This window comes from Amycolatopsis thermalba, assembly GCF_003385215.1.
Lineage (GTDB): Bacteria > Actinomycetota > Actinomycetes > Mycobacteriales > Pseudonocardiaceae > Amycolatopsis_E > Amycolatopsis_E thermalba.
Window position 1 is genome coordinate 1 of the sequence record NZ_PQHW01000071.1, and the last position, 15,322, is coordinate 15,322.

Consider the following 15,322-nt stretch of genomic DNA (forward strand, 5'->3'; position numbering starts at 1 on the left):
CCCCCGCAGGGCCAGCCCTGGCACCAGCCCCCCGGCTGGCCGCCCCAGCAACAGCCCTACGGCTACGCCCAGCAACCCCCGACGAAGGGCCGCGGCCTGAAGTGGCTGTGGGCGAGCCTGGCCGGGCTCGTCGTGGTGGCGGCGGTCGTCGTGACGCTCGTTCTGGTGAATCGCGACGGCGGCTCCGCGCCCGCCCCGACCACCGCGCCCAACATCCCCGTCGGCCCCACCGGCGGCGCGACCGGCCAGTCCACCGCCAACAACCCGCCGCCCGCGACGATCTCCATCAAACCGAGCCCCTGACGTGCGATTCTTGCACTCGCCCCCGGAGAGTGCTAAACAGACGTTGGCACTCGGCAGCGTCGAGTGCCAACCATGGTCGGGACGGTGAGGCCGGCTCGGAACACCGAGCAGGTCGTCCGTCGCGGGCACCGAGCCTGGCCGAGCTAAGTGTCCTGCTGCCAGTCCGAAAGCAGGTCATGGCAGCGACCACTACCGGAGGACAACACCCCAATGGCCAAACTGATCGCGTTCGACGAGGACGCCCGCCGCGGGCTTGAGCGGGGTCTGAACACCCTCGCCGACGCCGTCAAGGTGACGCTTGGCCCCCGTGGCCGCAACGTCGTGCTCGAAAAGAAGTGGGGCGCGCCGACGATCACCAACGACGGTGTCTCCATCGCGAAGGAGATCGAGCTCGAGGACCCGTGGGAGAAGATCGGGGCCGAGCTCGTCAAGGAAGTCGCCAAGAAGACCGACGACGTAGCCGGTGACGGCACCACCACCGCCACCGTGCTGGCCCAGGCGCTCGTGCGCGAAGGTCTGCGCAACGTGGCCGCCGGTGCCGACCCGATCGCCCTCAAGCGTGGCATCGAGCAGGCGGTCGAGGCCGTCGTCGAGCAGCTGCACAAGGCCGCGAAGGAGGTCGAGACCAAGGAGCAGATCGCTGCCACCGCCTCGATCTCGGCCGCGGACCGCACCATCGGTGAGCTGATCGCCGAGGCGCTGGACAAGGTCGGCAAGGAAGGCGTCGTCACCGTCGAGGAGTCGAACACCTTCGGGCTCGAGCTCGAGCTCACCGAGGGTATGCGCTTCGACAAGGGCTACATCTCGGGTTACTTCGTCACCGACGCCGAGCGTCAGGAAGCCGTCCTGGAGGACCCGTACATCCTCCTGTTCGGCTCGAAGATCTCGAACGTCAAGGACCTGCTGCCGGTCCTGGAGAAGGTCATGCAGTCGGGCAAGCCGCTGCTGATCATCGCCGAGGACGTCGAGGGCGAGGCCCTGGCGACCCTGGTCGTCAACAAGATCCGCGGCACCTTCAAGTCCGTCGCCGTCAAGGCTCCGGGCTTCGGTGACCGCCGCAAGGCCATCCTGCAGGACATCGCGATCCTGACCGGTGGCCAGGTCATCTCCGAGGACGTGGGCCTCAAGCTGGAGAACGCGGACCTGAACCTGCTGGGCAAGGCCCGCAAGGCCGTCATCACCAAGGACGAGACGACCATCGTCGAGGGTGCCGGCGACGCGGACCAGATCCAGGGCCGCGTGAACCAGATCCGCGCCGAGATCGAGAAGTCGGACTCCGACTACGACCGCGAGAAGCTGCAGGAGCGGCTGGCCAAGCTGGCCGGCGGCGTGGCCGTCATCAAGGCCGGTGCCGCCACCGAGGTCGAGCTCAAGGAGCGCAAGCACCGCATCGAGGACGCCGTTCGCAACGCGAAGGCCGCCGTCGAGGAGGGCATCGTCGCCGGTGGTGGCGTGGCCCTGCTCCAGGCGTCCAAGGCTGCCTTCGAGGGCCTGCGCCTCTCGGGCGACGAGGCGACCGGTGCGAACATCGTCAAGGTCGCCGTCGAGGCTCCGCTCAAGCAGATCGCGGTCAACAGCGGTCTCGAGGGCGGCGTCGTGGCGGAGAAGGTCAAGGGTCTGCCGGAGGGCCACGGCCTGAACGCGGCGACCGGCGACTACGAGGACCTGGTCAAGGCCGGCGTCATCGACCCCGCCAAGGTGACCCGTTCGGCGCTGCAGAACGCGGCTTCGATCGCGGGTCTGTTCCTGACCACCGAGGCCGTCGTGGCCGACAAGCCGGAGAAGGCTGGCGCCGCTCCGGCGGGCGACCCGACCGGTGGCATGGGCGGCATGGACTTCTGATCCACTAGTCCGGCGAAAGCCCGGGTGCGCACCGCGCATCCGGGCTTTTTGCCGTCTATTCCTGCGGCATGAGCATCCAGCAGATGGCGTAGAGCAGGATCGGCGCGCCGAACCCGAGCAGGGTCGCGGCGACGAGGACGATGCGGATGACCGCCGCGTCGACGCCGAGCAGCGCGGCCCAGCCACCGGCCACGCCGGCGATCATCTTGTCGGTGGAGCTGCGGCGGAGCTTCTTGGTGGTCACTGTGTTCGTCATGTGTCCATCGTCGGCCGCGGCGCACGGCCGCACATCGGGGACGAACCCGGAGCGCACCCGGAAAACCTGGGCCGGGGTGCCCGGGGGCGGATAAGGTCGATCACATGGCGGGATCGTTGCTCGGTACCGAGGTCCGGCGGGTCGAAGACCCGGATCTGGTGCGTGGTCGTGGAACCTTCGTCGACAACCTGAAGTTCGACGGCGTCTGTCATGTCGCGTTCGTCCGGTCGCCGTTCGCGCACGCGCTGATCAACGGCATCGACACCGCCGCGGCGGCCGCGGCCCCGGGGGTGATCGCGGTGCTCACCGCCGCGGACCTGGACCTGGCCGAGCTGCCGGTGTTCCTGGACCTGAACCCGCGGGCGAAGCGGTACGCGCTGGCGTCCGACCGGGTGCGCTTCGCCGGGGAACCGGTGGCCGCGGTGGTCGCGGAAAGCGCGACGGCCGTGGCGGACGCGCTCGAACTGGTCGACGTGGACTACGAGCCGCTGCCCGCCGCGGTGGATCCCGAGCGGGCGCTGGACGACGGCGCACCGCTGCAGTTCCCCGAGCTCGGCTCGAACATCGCGGCCGGCGAACGCGACGCCGCGGGCGAGGAGGTCCTCGACGGCGCGGACGTCGTGGTGCGGGCGCGCATCGAGAACCAGCGCCTGGCGGTGGCGCCGATGGAGGGCAACGCGATCGTCGCGCTGCCCGCCGACGACGAATTCGACCTGACGGTCTACGTGTCGACGCAGATGCCGCACGGCTTCCGGGCCGCGGCCGCCAAGCTGTTCGGCTACGACGCCGACCGGATCCGCGTGGTGGCGCCGCACGTCGGTGGCGCGTTCGGCGGCAAGGTCGGGGTCACGGCCGAGCACGCGGTGGTGATCGAGGCCGCGCGGCGGTTCGGGCGTCCGGTGAAGTGGACGGAGAGCCGGTCGGAGAACCTGCAGGCCGCGCCGCAGGGCCGGGCGCAGGTGCAGTACGGCGAGCTGGGGCTGCGCCGCGACGGGACGATCGTCGGCCTGCGGTGCCGGGTCGTCGGGGACGCGGGGGCGTACGCCGGGTTCGGCGGTGGGCTCGCGCTCGGTCCGACGCGGACGATGGCGCAGGGCGTGTACCGGATCCCGAAGATCAGCTACGCGGCGATCGCGGCGCTGACCAACACCGCGCCGGTGGGCGCGTTCCGCGGTGCCGGCCGTCCGGAGGCGACCGCGATGCTGGAGCGGCTGATGGACCTGGCCGCGGCCGAGCTGGGCGTGGACCCGGCGGAGATCCGGCGGCGCAACTTCCTGCGCCCGGACGAGTTCCCGTACACGACGTTCAGCGGCGCGAGCTACGACAGCGGCGACTACGACCTTCCGTTGCGCACGGCGCTGCAGGTCGCTGGTTACGACGAGCTGCGGGCCGAGCAGAAGCGGCGCATCGCGGCGGGCGAGTCGCGGCTGCTGGGGATCGGCGTGAGCGCGTACGTCGAGATCACCGGTGGCGGCAGCGGGGAGTTCGCGTCGGTGGAGATCCGGGCGGACGGGACGGCGGGGATCAAGGTCGGCACGTCCGGGCACGGCCAGGGCCACGCGACGTCGTTCTCGATGCTGGTGGCCGACGCGCTGGGGATTCCGCTGGAGTCGGTCGAGTTCGTGCAGTCGGACACGGCCGCGGTGCCCCGTGGCGGTGGGACGGGTGGTTCGCGGTCGCTGCAGGTCGGTGGCAGCGCGGTGCGGCAGGCGGCGGATCTGGTGCTGTCGCGGGCTCGGGAGCTGGCCGCGTCGCGGCTGGAGGCGGGCGTGGATGACATCGTGCTGACCGACGGCGGGCTCGGCGTGGCGGGCGTTCCCCAGGCGACGATCGGGTGGGCGGAGCTGGCCGAGGTGGCTTCGGCGGACGGGCGCCCGCTGCTGGAGACGACGGACTTCAAACCGGACGGGGCGACGTTCCCCTTCGGGGCACACGTGTCGGTGGTCGAGGTGGACGTCGAAACCGGCTTCGTGAAACCGTTGCGGCACATAGCGGTGGACGACTGCGGGCGCGTGCTGAACCCGATGATCGTGCGTGGGCAGCAGCACGGCGGTGCGGTGCAGGGGATCGCGCAGGCGCTGTGGGAGCAGGTGTCCTACGACGAGGACGGCAACCCGGTGACCGCCACGTTCGCCGACTACCACCTGCCGTCGGCGGCCGACGTGCCGGCGCTGGAGGTCAGCAACACGGAGACGCTGACCGACCGGAACCCGTTGGGCGCCAAGGGAATCGGCGAGTCGGCCACGGTCGGTTCGACCCCCGCGGTGCAGAACGCGGTGATCGACGCGCTGGCCCACCTGGGCGTCCGGCACATCGACATGCCGTTGACGCCGCAGCGCGTGTGGCGCGCGGCGCGGGCCGGCGGTGCGGATCCGTGGCGTGAGCCACCTGCGGCATTCGACGCCTTGCCGGTACGAGCTTCATCGGCGTCGGCGGACGCCGATGAAGCGGTGGCCTAGTCCTGCGCCGGATCGTACGAAGGATCGTCCTGGTTCGGCTGACCCAGCAGCGGTTTCTCGATCTGCCACGCATTCCACGGTTTCGTGGTGGGCGCTTCCAGCTCGATGAAGCCTTCCAGGCCGCCGTTGTAGATGTTGTGGATGTCAACGGCGTCGGGGTGATAACAGCTCCGGAGTTCGACGTCGTATCGATCGATTCCCCGGCTGAGTTCTTCGACGATCTCCGCGTGCGTCAGTTCGCTCGATTCCGTCATCGTGCTCGTCCCCAGGTGAACTGGAATCAGAGCGTACCGCGGGCCGTGATCCATTGGATACCGCGGATTTCGTCAAGATCGGGAATCCGGTGCCTTCTTGCCAAACTGGCCTCGCGGTATCAGGCCTTCGCTTCGCCGCAGCCCTCGACTCGCCGGAGCCGGTCGAGCCAGGCCTGCGTGGTGGCCTCGTCGGCGGCGGTTTCGTGCGCGAGGTCGGGTTCGGGGGCTTGCCGCAGGACGGGCAGGTAACCGTCCACAGGGGTCAGTGAGTGGCTGGCTGTGTCCTTGGTGAGCAGGGACATCGTGCCCAGCCCGCACGCGAAGTCCAGCTCCGGCAGCGCCCCGGCGAGCGCGAGCCCCGCCGCGAGCCCGACGCTGGTCTCCACCGCGGATGAGACGACGCACGGCAACCCGGCGGCCTCCGCGACCTCCAGCGCCCGCCGCACGCCGCCGAGGGGCGCCACCTTGATCACGGCGATGTCGGCGGCGTTCGCGACGGCCACCCGGAGCGGATCCTCGGCCCGCCGGATCGACTCGTCCGCCGCGATGCGCACATCGGTCTTGCGGCGCACGGCCGCCAGCTCGTCGATCGAGGGGCACGGCTGCTCGACGTATTCGAGCCCGCCCGCGGCGCGATCCAGCTCACGGATGGCTTTCGTCGCGGTGTCGACATCCCAGGCCGCGTTGGCGTCCACGCGGATCGCCCCCCGCGGCCCGAGCGCGTCCCGCACCGCCGCGACCCGTTCACAGTCCTCCACAATGGACGTCCGCGGATCGGCGACCTTCACCTTCGCGGTCCGGCACCCCGACCTGGCGACCATGTCGTGAGCCGCATCGGCCCCCACGACGGGCACGGTGGTGTTCACCTCGACCCGAGCACGCACGGGCGCCGGCCACCCCCGCTGACTCGCCTCGACGGCAGCCGCGAGCCAAGGCGCACTCTCACGATCGTCGTAATCGGCGAACGGGCAGAACTCACCCCACCCCGCGGGGCCGCGCAGCAGAACCCCTTCACGCACGGTGACCCCGCGAAACCGATTCCGCAGGGGGATCGCGTAGACCAGGGGCTCATCCACGCAGCCATCCTCGCACGACCGGCGACGCCGCCCATGTGGGCGCCACGCCCGGGTTCTTGCGTTGGTGACTTTCGTCTTGATGGCTGCGCGCTCGGTCTCGCAGGGCCGGCGACTCCACCCAGCCCGGGTGGCCACGCTTGGGTGCTCACCCCGGGTGGCCGTGTCATTGGGGCCACATGTGCGTGCTGCGCTACCCCATCCACTTCGGGCGGCTGCTCAAGGGTTCTCGCCTCGGTGACAGTCGTCTTGGTAGCTGCGCCCTCGGTGCGCCCACCGCTGCCGGTCGCGGTCCCATCTGCTGGCTTCCCCCCGGCGGCACTCCTCGGCCCGCTGTCGCGCGACCCCTCCCGGCCGCCCAGCACCTCACCGCTAATGGACTAAATGGTTAATTAGCGGTTAGCATGCGAGGTGCGGACATGTGGAGGTAGCGAATGAAGGCCGTAGTGCTGGCCGAGCCCGAGGTGATGCGGCTCGTCGACCTGCCGGAACCCGAGATCGGGCCGCGCGAGGTGCTCGTGCGTATGCGGGGGCTCGGGCTGTGCGGGTCGGACCTCGGCGTTTACCGCGGTGCGCGGGAGGTGCCCGAGCGGCCCTGGCTGATGGGTCACGAAGGTGTCGGCGAGATCGTGGCCGTCGGGGCGGACGTCGCGGACCGCGCGGTCGGCCAGCAGGTCGCGATCGAGCCCAACTACTGCTGCGGCCGGTGCGCGGCGTGCACCAGCGGGTTCACCTCCGCCTGCACCGAGCGGGTCATCGTGGGCATGAACCACCCGGGTCTGCTGGCCGAGTACGTCGCGGTCCCGGCCGAGTTCGCCTGGCCGGCGGCGGAGACGGTCGGCCTGGAGGACCTCGTCTGCATCGAGGCGCTGACCGTCGCGCGGTCGGCGATCCGGCGTTCCGGCGTCGAGCCCGGTCAGCGGGTGCTCGTGGTCGGGGCGGGCTCGCAGGGCTTGCTGCTGTGCCTCGCGCTGCGGGCGCTCGGCACGACGGTCGCGGTCCAGGAACCGCACGAGGGACGCGCCGAGCTGGCCCACTCGTTCGGCGCCGAAACCACCGTCGACGGCGAGTTCGACCTCGTCTTCGAGACGTCCGGCGTCCCGCAGGCCCTGCGCGCCGGACTGGAGCACCTCCGCCGCGGCGGCACTGCCCTGCTCGTGGGCATCAACTCGCGCCCGCTTGAGCTGACCACCGCTGACCTGGTCTACCGCCAGCACACCCTCAAGGGCTCGCTCATCTACGACCACCCGGTCGACTTCGAGACGACGGTGAACCTGCTCAACCGCGACGAGGTCCGGCCGGGCAAGGTGCTGCAGGCACGGTTCCCGCTGGAAGAGGCCGCGCAGGCGTTCGCATCGGTCCAGTCGGTGGCCGGCAAGTCCTGGATCAGCTTCGACTGAGTCCGGCCCGGGACGGCCGTTCGGCTCCAGCCACCATCCGGCCCGGGACGGCCGGTCAGCTGCGACCGATGCCCGGCTCCGGCCCGTTCCAGCACGGCTGCCGGCCAGCTTCCGCCATCGGCGAGTTGCGGCGGCCGATCCGCTTCGGGCCGGCGTCCAGCTCCGGTCGGCCGGACAGCCTCGGCCGATGTCCGGCCACGGCCAGCGACTGGGCTTCAGCGGCTGCACAGCCTCCGCCCGGCGACCGCTCACTCCTCGGGCAGGTTCGCCAGCTCCGCCTCGATCGACCACGCCGCGCGCAGCAACTCGGGCACGTAGTCCCGCTCGACCAGCCCGTGCCCGAGCCGGTCCGGGTGCACCGACGCGTTCACCGCGGCGATCACCCGCCCACGCCGGTGCCGCACCGGAGCCGCGATCGCCCGCAGGTCGCCCTCGAGGTCGTGTTCCGCCATCGCCCACCCGCGCTCCCGGACCTGCTCGATCTCCTTCGGCAGTCCGGCGACGTCCTCGAGCGCGCCGGGCCGTCGCGTGAGCTCGTCCTCCGGCAACGCGGCGAGCAGGACCTGCCCGCTCGACGTGGTGTGCGCGGGCCGGCGAGCACCGACGGTGAGGGTCGGCGGAGCGTGCCGGTGCCCGGGCACCACGGCCAGGTACACCACGTCACCCCGATCGAGCACGGTCAACGACGCCGTCTCGTTCAGCTTGTGCGCCAGGTCGTGCAGGTGCGGGTGCGCGATCTCGGGCAGCGCGAGCCCGGACAGGTACGCGTAACCCAGGTCCAGGGTCCGCGGCGTGAGCCGGAACACCTGCCCGTCGTAGCGCACGTACCCCAGGTCCGCGAGCGTGAGCAGCAACCGTCGCGCGGTGGCCCGGTCCAGGCCCGTCAGTTTCGCCGCCGCGCCCGCCGACAGCGCCGGGCGGTCCGCGCCGAAGCACCGCAGGATCGCGAACGCCCGGCCGACGGCCTGCACGAAATGAGGGCCGTGGCCAGGGCTTTCGCCGGGCGTCGTGCTCGTCATCGAACCCTCCGGCTGCCACCCGATCGGCTCGTTTCCATCGTACGTCCGCATGTTTCGCGCCCGCCGGGACACGGGTAGTTCAGCGCTGAATCCCCTGAACGGAAGGAGTGCAATCGTGGCGAACACACTCTCCGGTAAGCGAGTGGCCTTCGTCGTCGCGCCCGAGGGCACCGAGCAGGTCGAACTGACCGAGCCGTGGAAGGCGGTCCAGGACGCGGGCGGCCAGCCGGAGCTGGTGTCCACTTCGCCGGGCCGCATCCAGGCGTTCAACCACCTCGACAAGGCCGACACGTTCCCGGTCGACAAGGTCGTCACCGACGTCTCCCCGGACGACTTCGACGCGCTCGTGCTGCCGGGCGGCGTGGCGAACCCGGACTTCCTCCGCACCGTCCCCGACGCCGTCCGCTTCGTCCGCGGGTTCTTCTCGCAGCAGAAGCCCGTCGCGGCGATCTGCCACGCGCCGTGGACCTTGATCGAGGCCGACGTGGTGCGCGGCCGCCGGATGACCTCCTGGCCGAGCCTGCAGACCGACCTGCGCAACGCCGGCGCCGAGTGGGTGGACGAGGAGGTCGTGACCGACTCCGGTTTCGTCACCAGCCGCAAGCCGGACGACCTGCCCGCCTTCTGCCGCAAGCTCGTCGAGGAGTTCGCGGAGGGCAAGCACCGCGCCCAGGCGAAGAGCGCGTGACCCGTCTTCAGGACGCCCGGTCGACTTGTCAGGACGGCAGGTCGATCGGGCGGCTCGTGACCCCCAGCCGGGTCGCGAGCGAGATGGCGTCGCCGGGCGCCTTCACCTTGATGTCGTTGTCGAAGTAGACGTACACGTCACGCGTTTTCTTGCCGCCGGCGCGCCGCCAGCGGCGGATCTTGCCGGCCCAGCGCTCCAGGGCCTCGTCGGTGTAGCCACTCGCGTAGAGTTCCTCGTCGCCGTGCAGGCGGACGTAGACGAAGTCCGCGGTCACCTCCTCGAAACTCGGCCAGGTACCGGCCGAATCGGCCGCCACCAAGGCGATGTTGTTGTCCCGCAACAGCTTCTGGCACTCGTCCGAGTGAAAACTCGGGTGCCTGGGTTCGAGCGCGTAGCGCAGTCGCCGGTTCGGGCCGGCTTCGGTGTGGGCCTCTCCCTTCAGTTTGTCGTCGTGTTTGCGGGCCAGCTCCGCGGCCGCCCGGGTGTCGCCGGGCAGGGTCGCGAAGAACTCCGCGAACCGGTCGGGTTCGAACGCGAAGTTCGCCGGCAGCTGCCAGAGGATCGGCCCGAGCTTGTGGCCCAGTGCCAGCACCCCCGAGGCGAAGAAGTTCGCCAGCGGTGTCTCCGTGTCGGTCAGGCGCTTCATGTGGGTGATGAAGCGACCGCCCTTCACGGCGAACACGAAGTCGTCAGGCGTCTGCTCCGCCCAGGCCCGGTACCGCTCCGGCCGCTGGAGCGAGTAGAACGAGCCGTTGATCTCCACGGAGTTCACCTGCCGCGAGATGTACTCCAGCTCGCGGCGCTGCGCCAGGCCCTTCGGGTAGAACGTGCCCCGCCACGGCGGGTACCGCCAGCCCGAGGTGCCCACCCGGATTTCGGCGATGGTGACCTCCTCAACCGTTCCGTCAGTCCCAGGAGAACCTCCAGTGCCGCCGGTGCACCAGGCCCGCGGCGTACTCGCGGAGGGTGCCCGGCTGTCCAGAGAAGCTGCGCAGGCTGAACGCGCGGTGCTCGGCGGCGAGGATGAGCGACCGGCCCTGGTTGCGGGGCGGCGCCGCGACCGAAAGTTCCAGTTCGTCGAAGCCGAGCACGATGAGCGTCGCCCCAAACCGGTCCTCCCAGCTGCGCAGGACCGCGGACACCGCGGCGACCTCGTCCGTCGACTTGATCATCCCGGTCCAGCCGAGCGTGGCGGGGACGTCGGCGGGCCGCTCGACCGGCACCAGCCCCAGGCGGTAGGGCGCGCGCCGGACGAGGATGGAACCGGTGTTGCCGGCCTCGGCGAGCGGATCCACCCGCAGCTGGGACTTCTTCGCGAGCCCGGGGAAGGTGGCGCCGTACGGGCGCAGGCAGCCGGTGCCGTTCGGGCAGCAGAAGGGATCCCACCAGCGGGCGAGCGTCGCCCCGGCGTCGACGTCGCCGACGCGGTGGACGGCGGGCGCGAGGCGGCGGCGGTCGGTCAGCCAGTCCTCGCCGTTCGCGGCGAAGCGCGGGTCGTGCGGGATCAGCACGGGCCACAACCCGGACCGGTCGAACCCGGCGACGCAGGCGCGGTACAGGCCGGGGTCGGCCAACGGGTCGTCGGAGACCCACATCTGCCCGATCCAGCGGCCGGGCGGCAGATCGATGCTGGTGAGGGCCTCGGCGACGAGGCTTTCCTCGGGTGTGGCGGCGGTGGTCACGAGACCTCCTCGGGATGGACTGCGTCGATGAGGTCGAACAGTAGTTCGAGGGTACGACAGTTTCGGAGCCCGAGGATCAGTTTTCGCCACTTCACCCGATCGGTCGAACGGGTGTTCGAGATTCGTGGTAGCTTCGGTCATGAGCGGGTCGTATCCCGCCGTTGAACTGGGGTTTCGCCCGCACCTGCGTGAGTACTGGACCGCACGTGCAGGGCGAGGGCCAGCAGCCAGGCCCCCGTCAACGCCAACGCGAGCGGCAGCAACACGTACAGGTGCTGCCAGGCGAGAGCCATCCCGATCGAAGCCAGGAGGCACAGGACCAATGACGGCACGACCAGACGCGGCCACCGGTATCCGGCGAGCACCGGAGCCGCCGACAACACCAGCCCGGCGAGACCGATCAGCGCCTTCGGCTCGCCGCCGGAGAGCCACAGGACCAGCCATGTCGTGCTGGGCACCGCCGCCAGCACGAAGCCGGCCCACGAGCATGCCCGCGACAGGCGGCGCGCCTCCGCCGCGCCTGAACGACGGGCACGACGCAGTGTCACCATGGCCGCAGCGAGAACCACCACGACGACGAAGACCACGCCTGCCCACACCACGCACCGGGGATTCCACGCTCGTGCGGCGACTATGCCTCGCCGGCGCGATGATCCACCGTGCGGTTGCGGGACCGCGCATCGCGCACCCGGGTGGCGGTCACGGCGGGGCATTGCCACGGCGGCGAGAAATGCCGGTGGGAAGCTCACGTCTGCCGAGACTGTGGTGCGGGCGTGCTGCTTTCGTGCGTCGCCTTTGCCGTGTCCACGCGGTGGTCGAACGCGCGGTTGACGACCTCATCCCAGTGGGCGCGCCACGACGACGACCCCTACTCAAGGCACGTACCGGGAAACCCGCGCTCGTGCTGTGCCTGCGCGTCGCCCGCGCGACGGCTCAGTGGGTGGCCGCCGGACTGCGTCCGGGTGTCGCACCTGAGGGCGACGAAGCGGCGACACGACCGCGGCGAGGAACGCCAGGGCGAAGGCCGTTTCTGTCCAGACCGCGTCGCTGGAGTTCCACGTCACCAGGCAGGTGTTCCACGTTCCTCCGCCGGCTTCGCCTGTCGCGCGCGGCGGGCCACCACGCGGCCGCAACGCGGCGACTCCGCACCACGCTGCCGCGCAGGCTCCGCGACGCCGCGCTACAGGTAGGCGTCCGCGTCGTGGATCGTGTACGCGTAGCCCTGTTCGGCGAGGAACCGCTGCCGGTGCGCGGCGTACTCGGTGTCCAGCGTGTCGCGCGAGACCACCGAGTAGAAGTGCGCCTGCCTGCCGTCGGCCTTTGGCCGGAGCAGCCGGCCCAGGCGCTGCGCCTCCTCCTGCCGGGAGCCGAACGTGCCCGACACCTGGATGGCGACGGTCGCCTCCGGCAGGTCGATCGAGAAGTTCGCGACCTTCGACACCACGAGCTTGTCGATCTCACCGCGACGGAAGGCGTCGAACAGCGCCTCGCGTTCCTTGTTCCGCGTGGAGCCCTGGATCACCGGCGCGTCCAGCTCCGCGCCGAGTTCCTCGAGCTGGTCCAGGTACGCGCCGATCACCAGCGTCTGGTCGCCCGGGTGTTTGTCCAGAATGGACTTGACGACCGGGACCTTCGTGCGGGCGGTGGCCGCGAGCTTGTACTTGTCCTCGGATTCGGCCGTGGCGTACAGCAGGCGCTCGTTGTCGGTGAGGGTCACCCGCACCTCGATGCACTCGGCGGGTGCGATCCAGCCCTGCGCCTCGATGTCGCGCCACGGCGCGTCGTACCGCTTGGGTCCGATGAGCGAGAAGACGTCGCCCTCGCGGCCGGCCTCGCGCACCAGCGTCGCGGTCAGGCCGAGCCGGCGCCGGGACTGCAGGTCCGCCGTCATCCGGAACACGGGCGCGGGCAGCAGGTGCACCTCGTCGTAGACGATCAGGCCCCAGTCGCGCGAGTCGAACAGCTCCAGGTGCTTGTACTCGCCCTTGGACTTGCGTGTGATCACCTGGTAGGTCGCGATGGTGACCGGCCTGATCTCCTTCTTCTCGCCGGAGTACTCACCGATCTCGTCCTCGGTCAGGGAGGTGCGCGCCACCAGTTCACGCTTCCACTGGCGCCCGGCGACGGTGTTGGTGACCAGGATGAGGGTGGTGGCCTGCGCGCGCGCCATGGCCGCCGCGCCGACGAGCGTCTTGCCCGCTCCGCAGGGCAGCACGACCACGCCGGAACCGCCTGCCGAGAACGCCTCGGCGGCCTGCCGCTGGTAGTCGCGCAGTCCCCAGCCGGTCTCGGCCAGCTGCATCGGGTGCGCCTCGCCGTCGACGTAGCCGGCCAGGTCCTCCGCGGGCCAGCCCACCTTGAGCAGGGCCTGCTTGAGCCGGCCCCGCTCGGAGGGGTGTACGAGGACGGTGTCGTCGTCGATGCGGGTGCCCAGCATCGGGCTGATCTTCTTGTTGCGCAGCACCTCTTCCAGCACGGCCCGGTCGGTCGTGGTCATGACCAGGCCGTGCGCGGGGTTGTTGGTGATCTGGAGCCGCCCGAAACGCGCCATCGTGTCGACGATGTCGATCAGCAACGGCTGCGGCACCGGGAAGCGCGAGTAGGTGGTCAGGGCGTCGACGACCTGCTCGGCGTCGTGGCCCGCCGCGCGGGCGTTCCACAACGCGAGCGGCGTCACGCGGTAGGTGTGCACGTGCTCGGGGGCCCGTTCCAGTTCGGCGAACGGGGCGATCGCGATCCGGGCGTCGTCGGCCATCGGGTGGTCGACTTCGAGCAGCACGGTCTTGTCGGATTGGACGATCAACGGGCCATCGGTCACGTACTCCTTTATACGGTGTTGGGGGCGGCCGAGCCGTGCTGGTCGTCCGCGGGGGCGCCGAACCAGCGGGTCAGCGCGGCGCCCAGAGGCCCGCCGCCGGGGGACCAGCACCGGTACCCGTCCGGCCGGATGAGCAGGGCGGACTCGGTGAGCTGGTGGTCCGGTTTGGCCTGGACGCGGTCGACGCGGTCGGACCAGCCCGGCGGCAGTGGGTGGTCGCCGGTGAGGTCGAGCAGCAGGCCGCGTCCGGAGCGCAGGAGTGCCGACAGGCGGGTGGTCCCGTCGCCGGTGAGCAGTTCGGCGTCGGGCACGCGGCCGGAGGCGTCCAAACCGGACATCATGCCGGCCAGGTAGTGGTTGGTGTCGGGGAGACGCAGGAGGTCGACGAAGATGTCGCGCAGCGCGGCGACGTCTTCGGACGGTTTCGGCGCGGCGAGCACGCGTTGCGCCGAGGTGTGGTGCAACACCCGGGCGGCCGCGGGATGCCGTTCCTCCTGATAGGTGTCCAGTAGGTCACCCGGAGCCCAGCCGTGCACGGCCGCCGCCAGCTTCCAGCCGAGGTTGACGGCGTCCTGCACGCCGAGGTTCAGGCCCTGGCCGCCGAGCGGCGGGTGGATGTGCGCCGCGTCCCCCGAGAAGAGGATCCGGCCGTGCCGGTACCGCTCCAGTTGCCGGGTCGCGTCGCTCCACCGGGACGCGGCGAGGACGTGGGCCAGCCGGGTGTCCGAGCCGTACGCCGCGGTGAGCGCGTCGGCGGTCTCGCTCTCCGCCACCGGGCCCTGGTCCTGGTGCTGGTCCTGCTCTTCGAGGCTGAACGTGAGGCGGTACCGGTCACCGCCGACCGGCACGAGCATCGACCAGTAGCCGTTGGCGTGGCGGGTCAGGCCGCTGATGTGTCCGGCTCGCTCGGGCACGAGCGCGGACACCGAGGCGAGCCGGATTTCGGCCAGCACGGCTTGGAAGGTGCCCGGCCGGCCGGGAAAGGGCAGGCCGAGCAGCTTGCGCACGGTGCTGTGTGCGCCGTCGCAGGCGACCAGGTACCGGGCGCGGAGGGTGTCGTCGGCCGCGGTGACGGTGACGCCATCGGCGTCCTGTGCGACGCCGGTGACCGGACGTCCGCGGCGTAGTTCCGCGCCGCGGGCGAGGGCCGCTAGTTCGAGGACCTCTTCCACGAGGTCCTGACGGATCGAGAGGGGGTAGGGGTGCCGGGTCGGCCAGGACGAGTAGTCGAGCGGGACCGGCAGGGTGGCGAAGTGGCCGCCGACCGGTGCGCGTTCGTGCGCCCGGTCCTGCATGGCCTCGAGCAGGCCGCGCTGTTCGAGCAGCTCCGCGGTGCGTGGCTGGATCGTCCCGCCCTTGGTCTGCTCGACGCGTTCGGTCAGCGGTTCGACGACCACGGTCCGGACTCCGGCCAGCGCGAGTTCGTGGGCGAGGGCGAGGCCGGTGGGGCCGGCTCCGGCGATGATGACATCGGTGTGCACAAGTCCTCCGAGTGCAAAAGTAGACTGAGTGCAGAGTACTACCGAGT

At 70.8% G+C, this 15,322-nt stretch carries 13 protein-coding genes and 1 pseudogene; 5 read left to right on the forward strand and 9 right to left on the reverse strand.

Annotated elements, in window-relative coordinates; all coding sequences use genetic code 11:
• Positions 1-303, forward strand: a pseudogene (locus tag D0D15_RS24420) (serine/threonine protein kinase); the annotation flags it as partial.
• Positions 304-513: 210 nt separating this feature from the next.
• Positions 514-2,145 carry a chaperonin GroEL gene (groL, locus tag D0D15_RS24425; RefSeq protein ID WP_094005750.1) on the forward strand — a complete coding sequence of 544 codons (1,632 nt, stop codon included), beginning with the start codon at positions 514-516 and terminating at the stop codon, positions 2,143-2,145.
• 55 nt (positions 2,146-2,200) lie between these two features.
• Here groL and D0D15_RS24430 read toward each other — a convergent pair whose 3' ends face one another.
• A complete protein-coding gene (locus tag D0D15_RS24430) occupies positions 2,201-2,401 on the reverse strand; it encodes a PspC domain-containing protein (RefSeq protein WP_094005751.1) in 201 nt (66 codons plus the stop codon).
• Positions 2,402-2,505: 104 nt separating this feature from the next.
• On the opposite strand from D0D15_RS24430, the gene D0D15_RS24435 reads away from it, so the two are divergent.
• The gene (locus D0D15_RS24435) at positions 2,506-4,860 is read left to right on the forward strand and encodes a xanthine dehydrogenase family protein molybdopterin-binding subunit (protein ID WP_094005752.1); all 2,355 of its coding nucleotides are present in this window, start codon (positions 2,506-2,508) and stop codon (positions 4,858-4,860) included.
• Here the strand turns inward: D0D15_RS24435 and D0D15_RS36645 are convergent.
• The gene (locus tag D0D15_RS36645) at positions 4,857-5,114 is read right to left on the reverse strand and encodes a hypothetical protein (protein WP_094005753.1); all 258 of its coding nucleotides are present in this window, start codon (positions 5,112-5,114) and stop codon (positions 4,857-4,859) included. The genes D0D15_RS24435 and D0D15_RS36645 overlap by 4 nt on opposite strands.
• A gap of 119 nt (positions 5,115-5,233) precedes the next feature.
• Positions 5,234-6,190, reverse strand: a complete 957-nt coding sequence (locus tag D0D15_RS24445) for an o-succinylbenzoate synthase (protein WP_162830653.1) — start codon at positions 6,188-6,190, stop codon at positions 5,234-5,236.
• Between the two features lie 431 nt (positions 6,191-6,621).
• On the opposite strand from D0D15_RS24445, the gene D0D15_RS24450 reads away from it, so the two are divergent.
• Positions 6,622-7,587 carry a zinc-dependent alcohol dehydrogenase gene (locus D0D15_RS24450; protein WP_094005754.1) on the forward strand — a complete coding sequence of 322 codons (966 nt, stop codon included), beginning with the start codon at positions 6,622-6,624 and terminating at the stop codon, positions 7,585-7,587.
• 248 nt (positions 7,588-7,835) lie between these two features.
• On the opposite strand, the gene D0D15_RS24455 is transcribed toward D0D15_RS24450, so the two are convergent.
• On the reverse strand, positions 7,836-8,606 hold the full coding sequence (locus D0D15_RS24455; RefSeq protein ID WP_233157286.1) for an IclR family transcriptional regulator domain-containing protein: 771 nt from the start codon (positions 8,604-8,606) through the stop codon (positions 7,836-7,838).
• Between the two features lie 115 nt (positions 8,607-8,721).
• On the opposite strand from D0D15_RS24455, the gene D0D15_RS24460 reads away from it, so the two are divergent.
• Positions 8,722-9,294 carry a type 1 glutamine amidotransferase domain-containing protein gene (locus D0D15_RS24460; protein ID WP_198958240.1) on the forward strand — a complete coding sequence of 191 codons (573 nt, stop codon included), beginning with the start codon at positions 8,722-8,724 and terminating at the stop codon, positions 9,292-9,294.
• Between the two features lie 28 nt (positions 9,295-9,322).
• On the opposite strand, the gene D0D15_RS24465 is transcribed toward D0D15_RS24460, so the two are convergent.
• The 5 genes from D0D15_RS24465 to D0D15_RS24485 form a co-directional block, all read right to left on the reverse strand.
• On the reverse strand, positions 9,323-10,162 hold the full coding sequence (locus D0D15_RS24465) for a DUF72 domain-containing protein (protein WP_094005757.1): 840 nt from the start codon (positions 10,160-10,162) through the stop codon (positions 9,323-9,325).
• A 37-nt stretch (positions 10,163-10,199) separates the two neighbouring features.
• Entirely contained in the window at positions 10,200-10,976 is a 777-nt protein-coding gene (locus D0D15_RS24470) for a DUF4253 domain-containing protein (protein WP_094005758.1), read from the reverse strand.
• A 137-nt stretch (positions 10,977-11,113) separates the two neighbouring features.
• Positions 11,114-11,563 carry a hypothetical protein gene (locus D0D15_RS24475; RefSeq protein ID WP_094005759.1) on the reverse strand — a complete coding sequence of 150 codons (450 nt, stop codon included), beginning with the start codon at positions 11,561-11,563 and terminating at the stop codon, positions 11,114-11,116.
• 593 nt (positions 11,564-12,156) lie between these two features.
• A complete protein-coding gene (locus D0D15_RS24480; RefSeq protein ID WP_115944768.1) occupies positions 12,157-13,794 on the reverse strand; it encodes a DNA repair helicase XPB in 1,638 nt (545 codons plus the stop codon).
• Between the two features lie 8 nt (positions 13,795-13,802).
• Positions 13,803-15,275: an FAD-dependent monooxygenase gene (locus tag D0D15_RS24485; RefSeq protein WP_094005761.1), complete on the reverse strand. Its 1,473-nt coding sequence runs from the start codon at positions 15,273-15,275 to the stop codon at positions 13,803-13,805.
• Between the last annotated feature and the right edge of the window lie 47 nt (positions 15,276-15,322).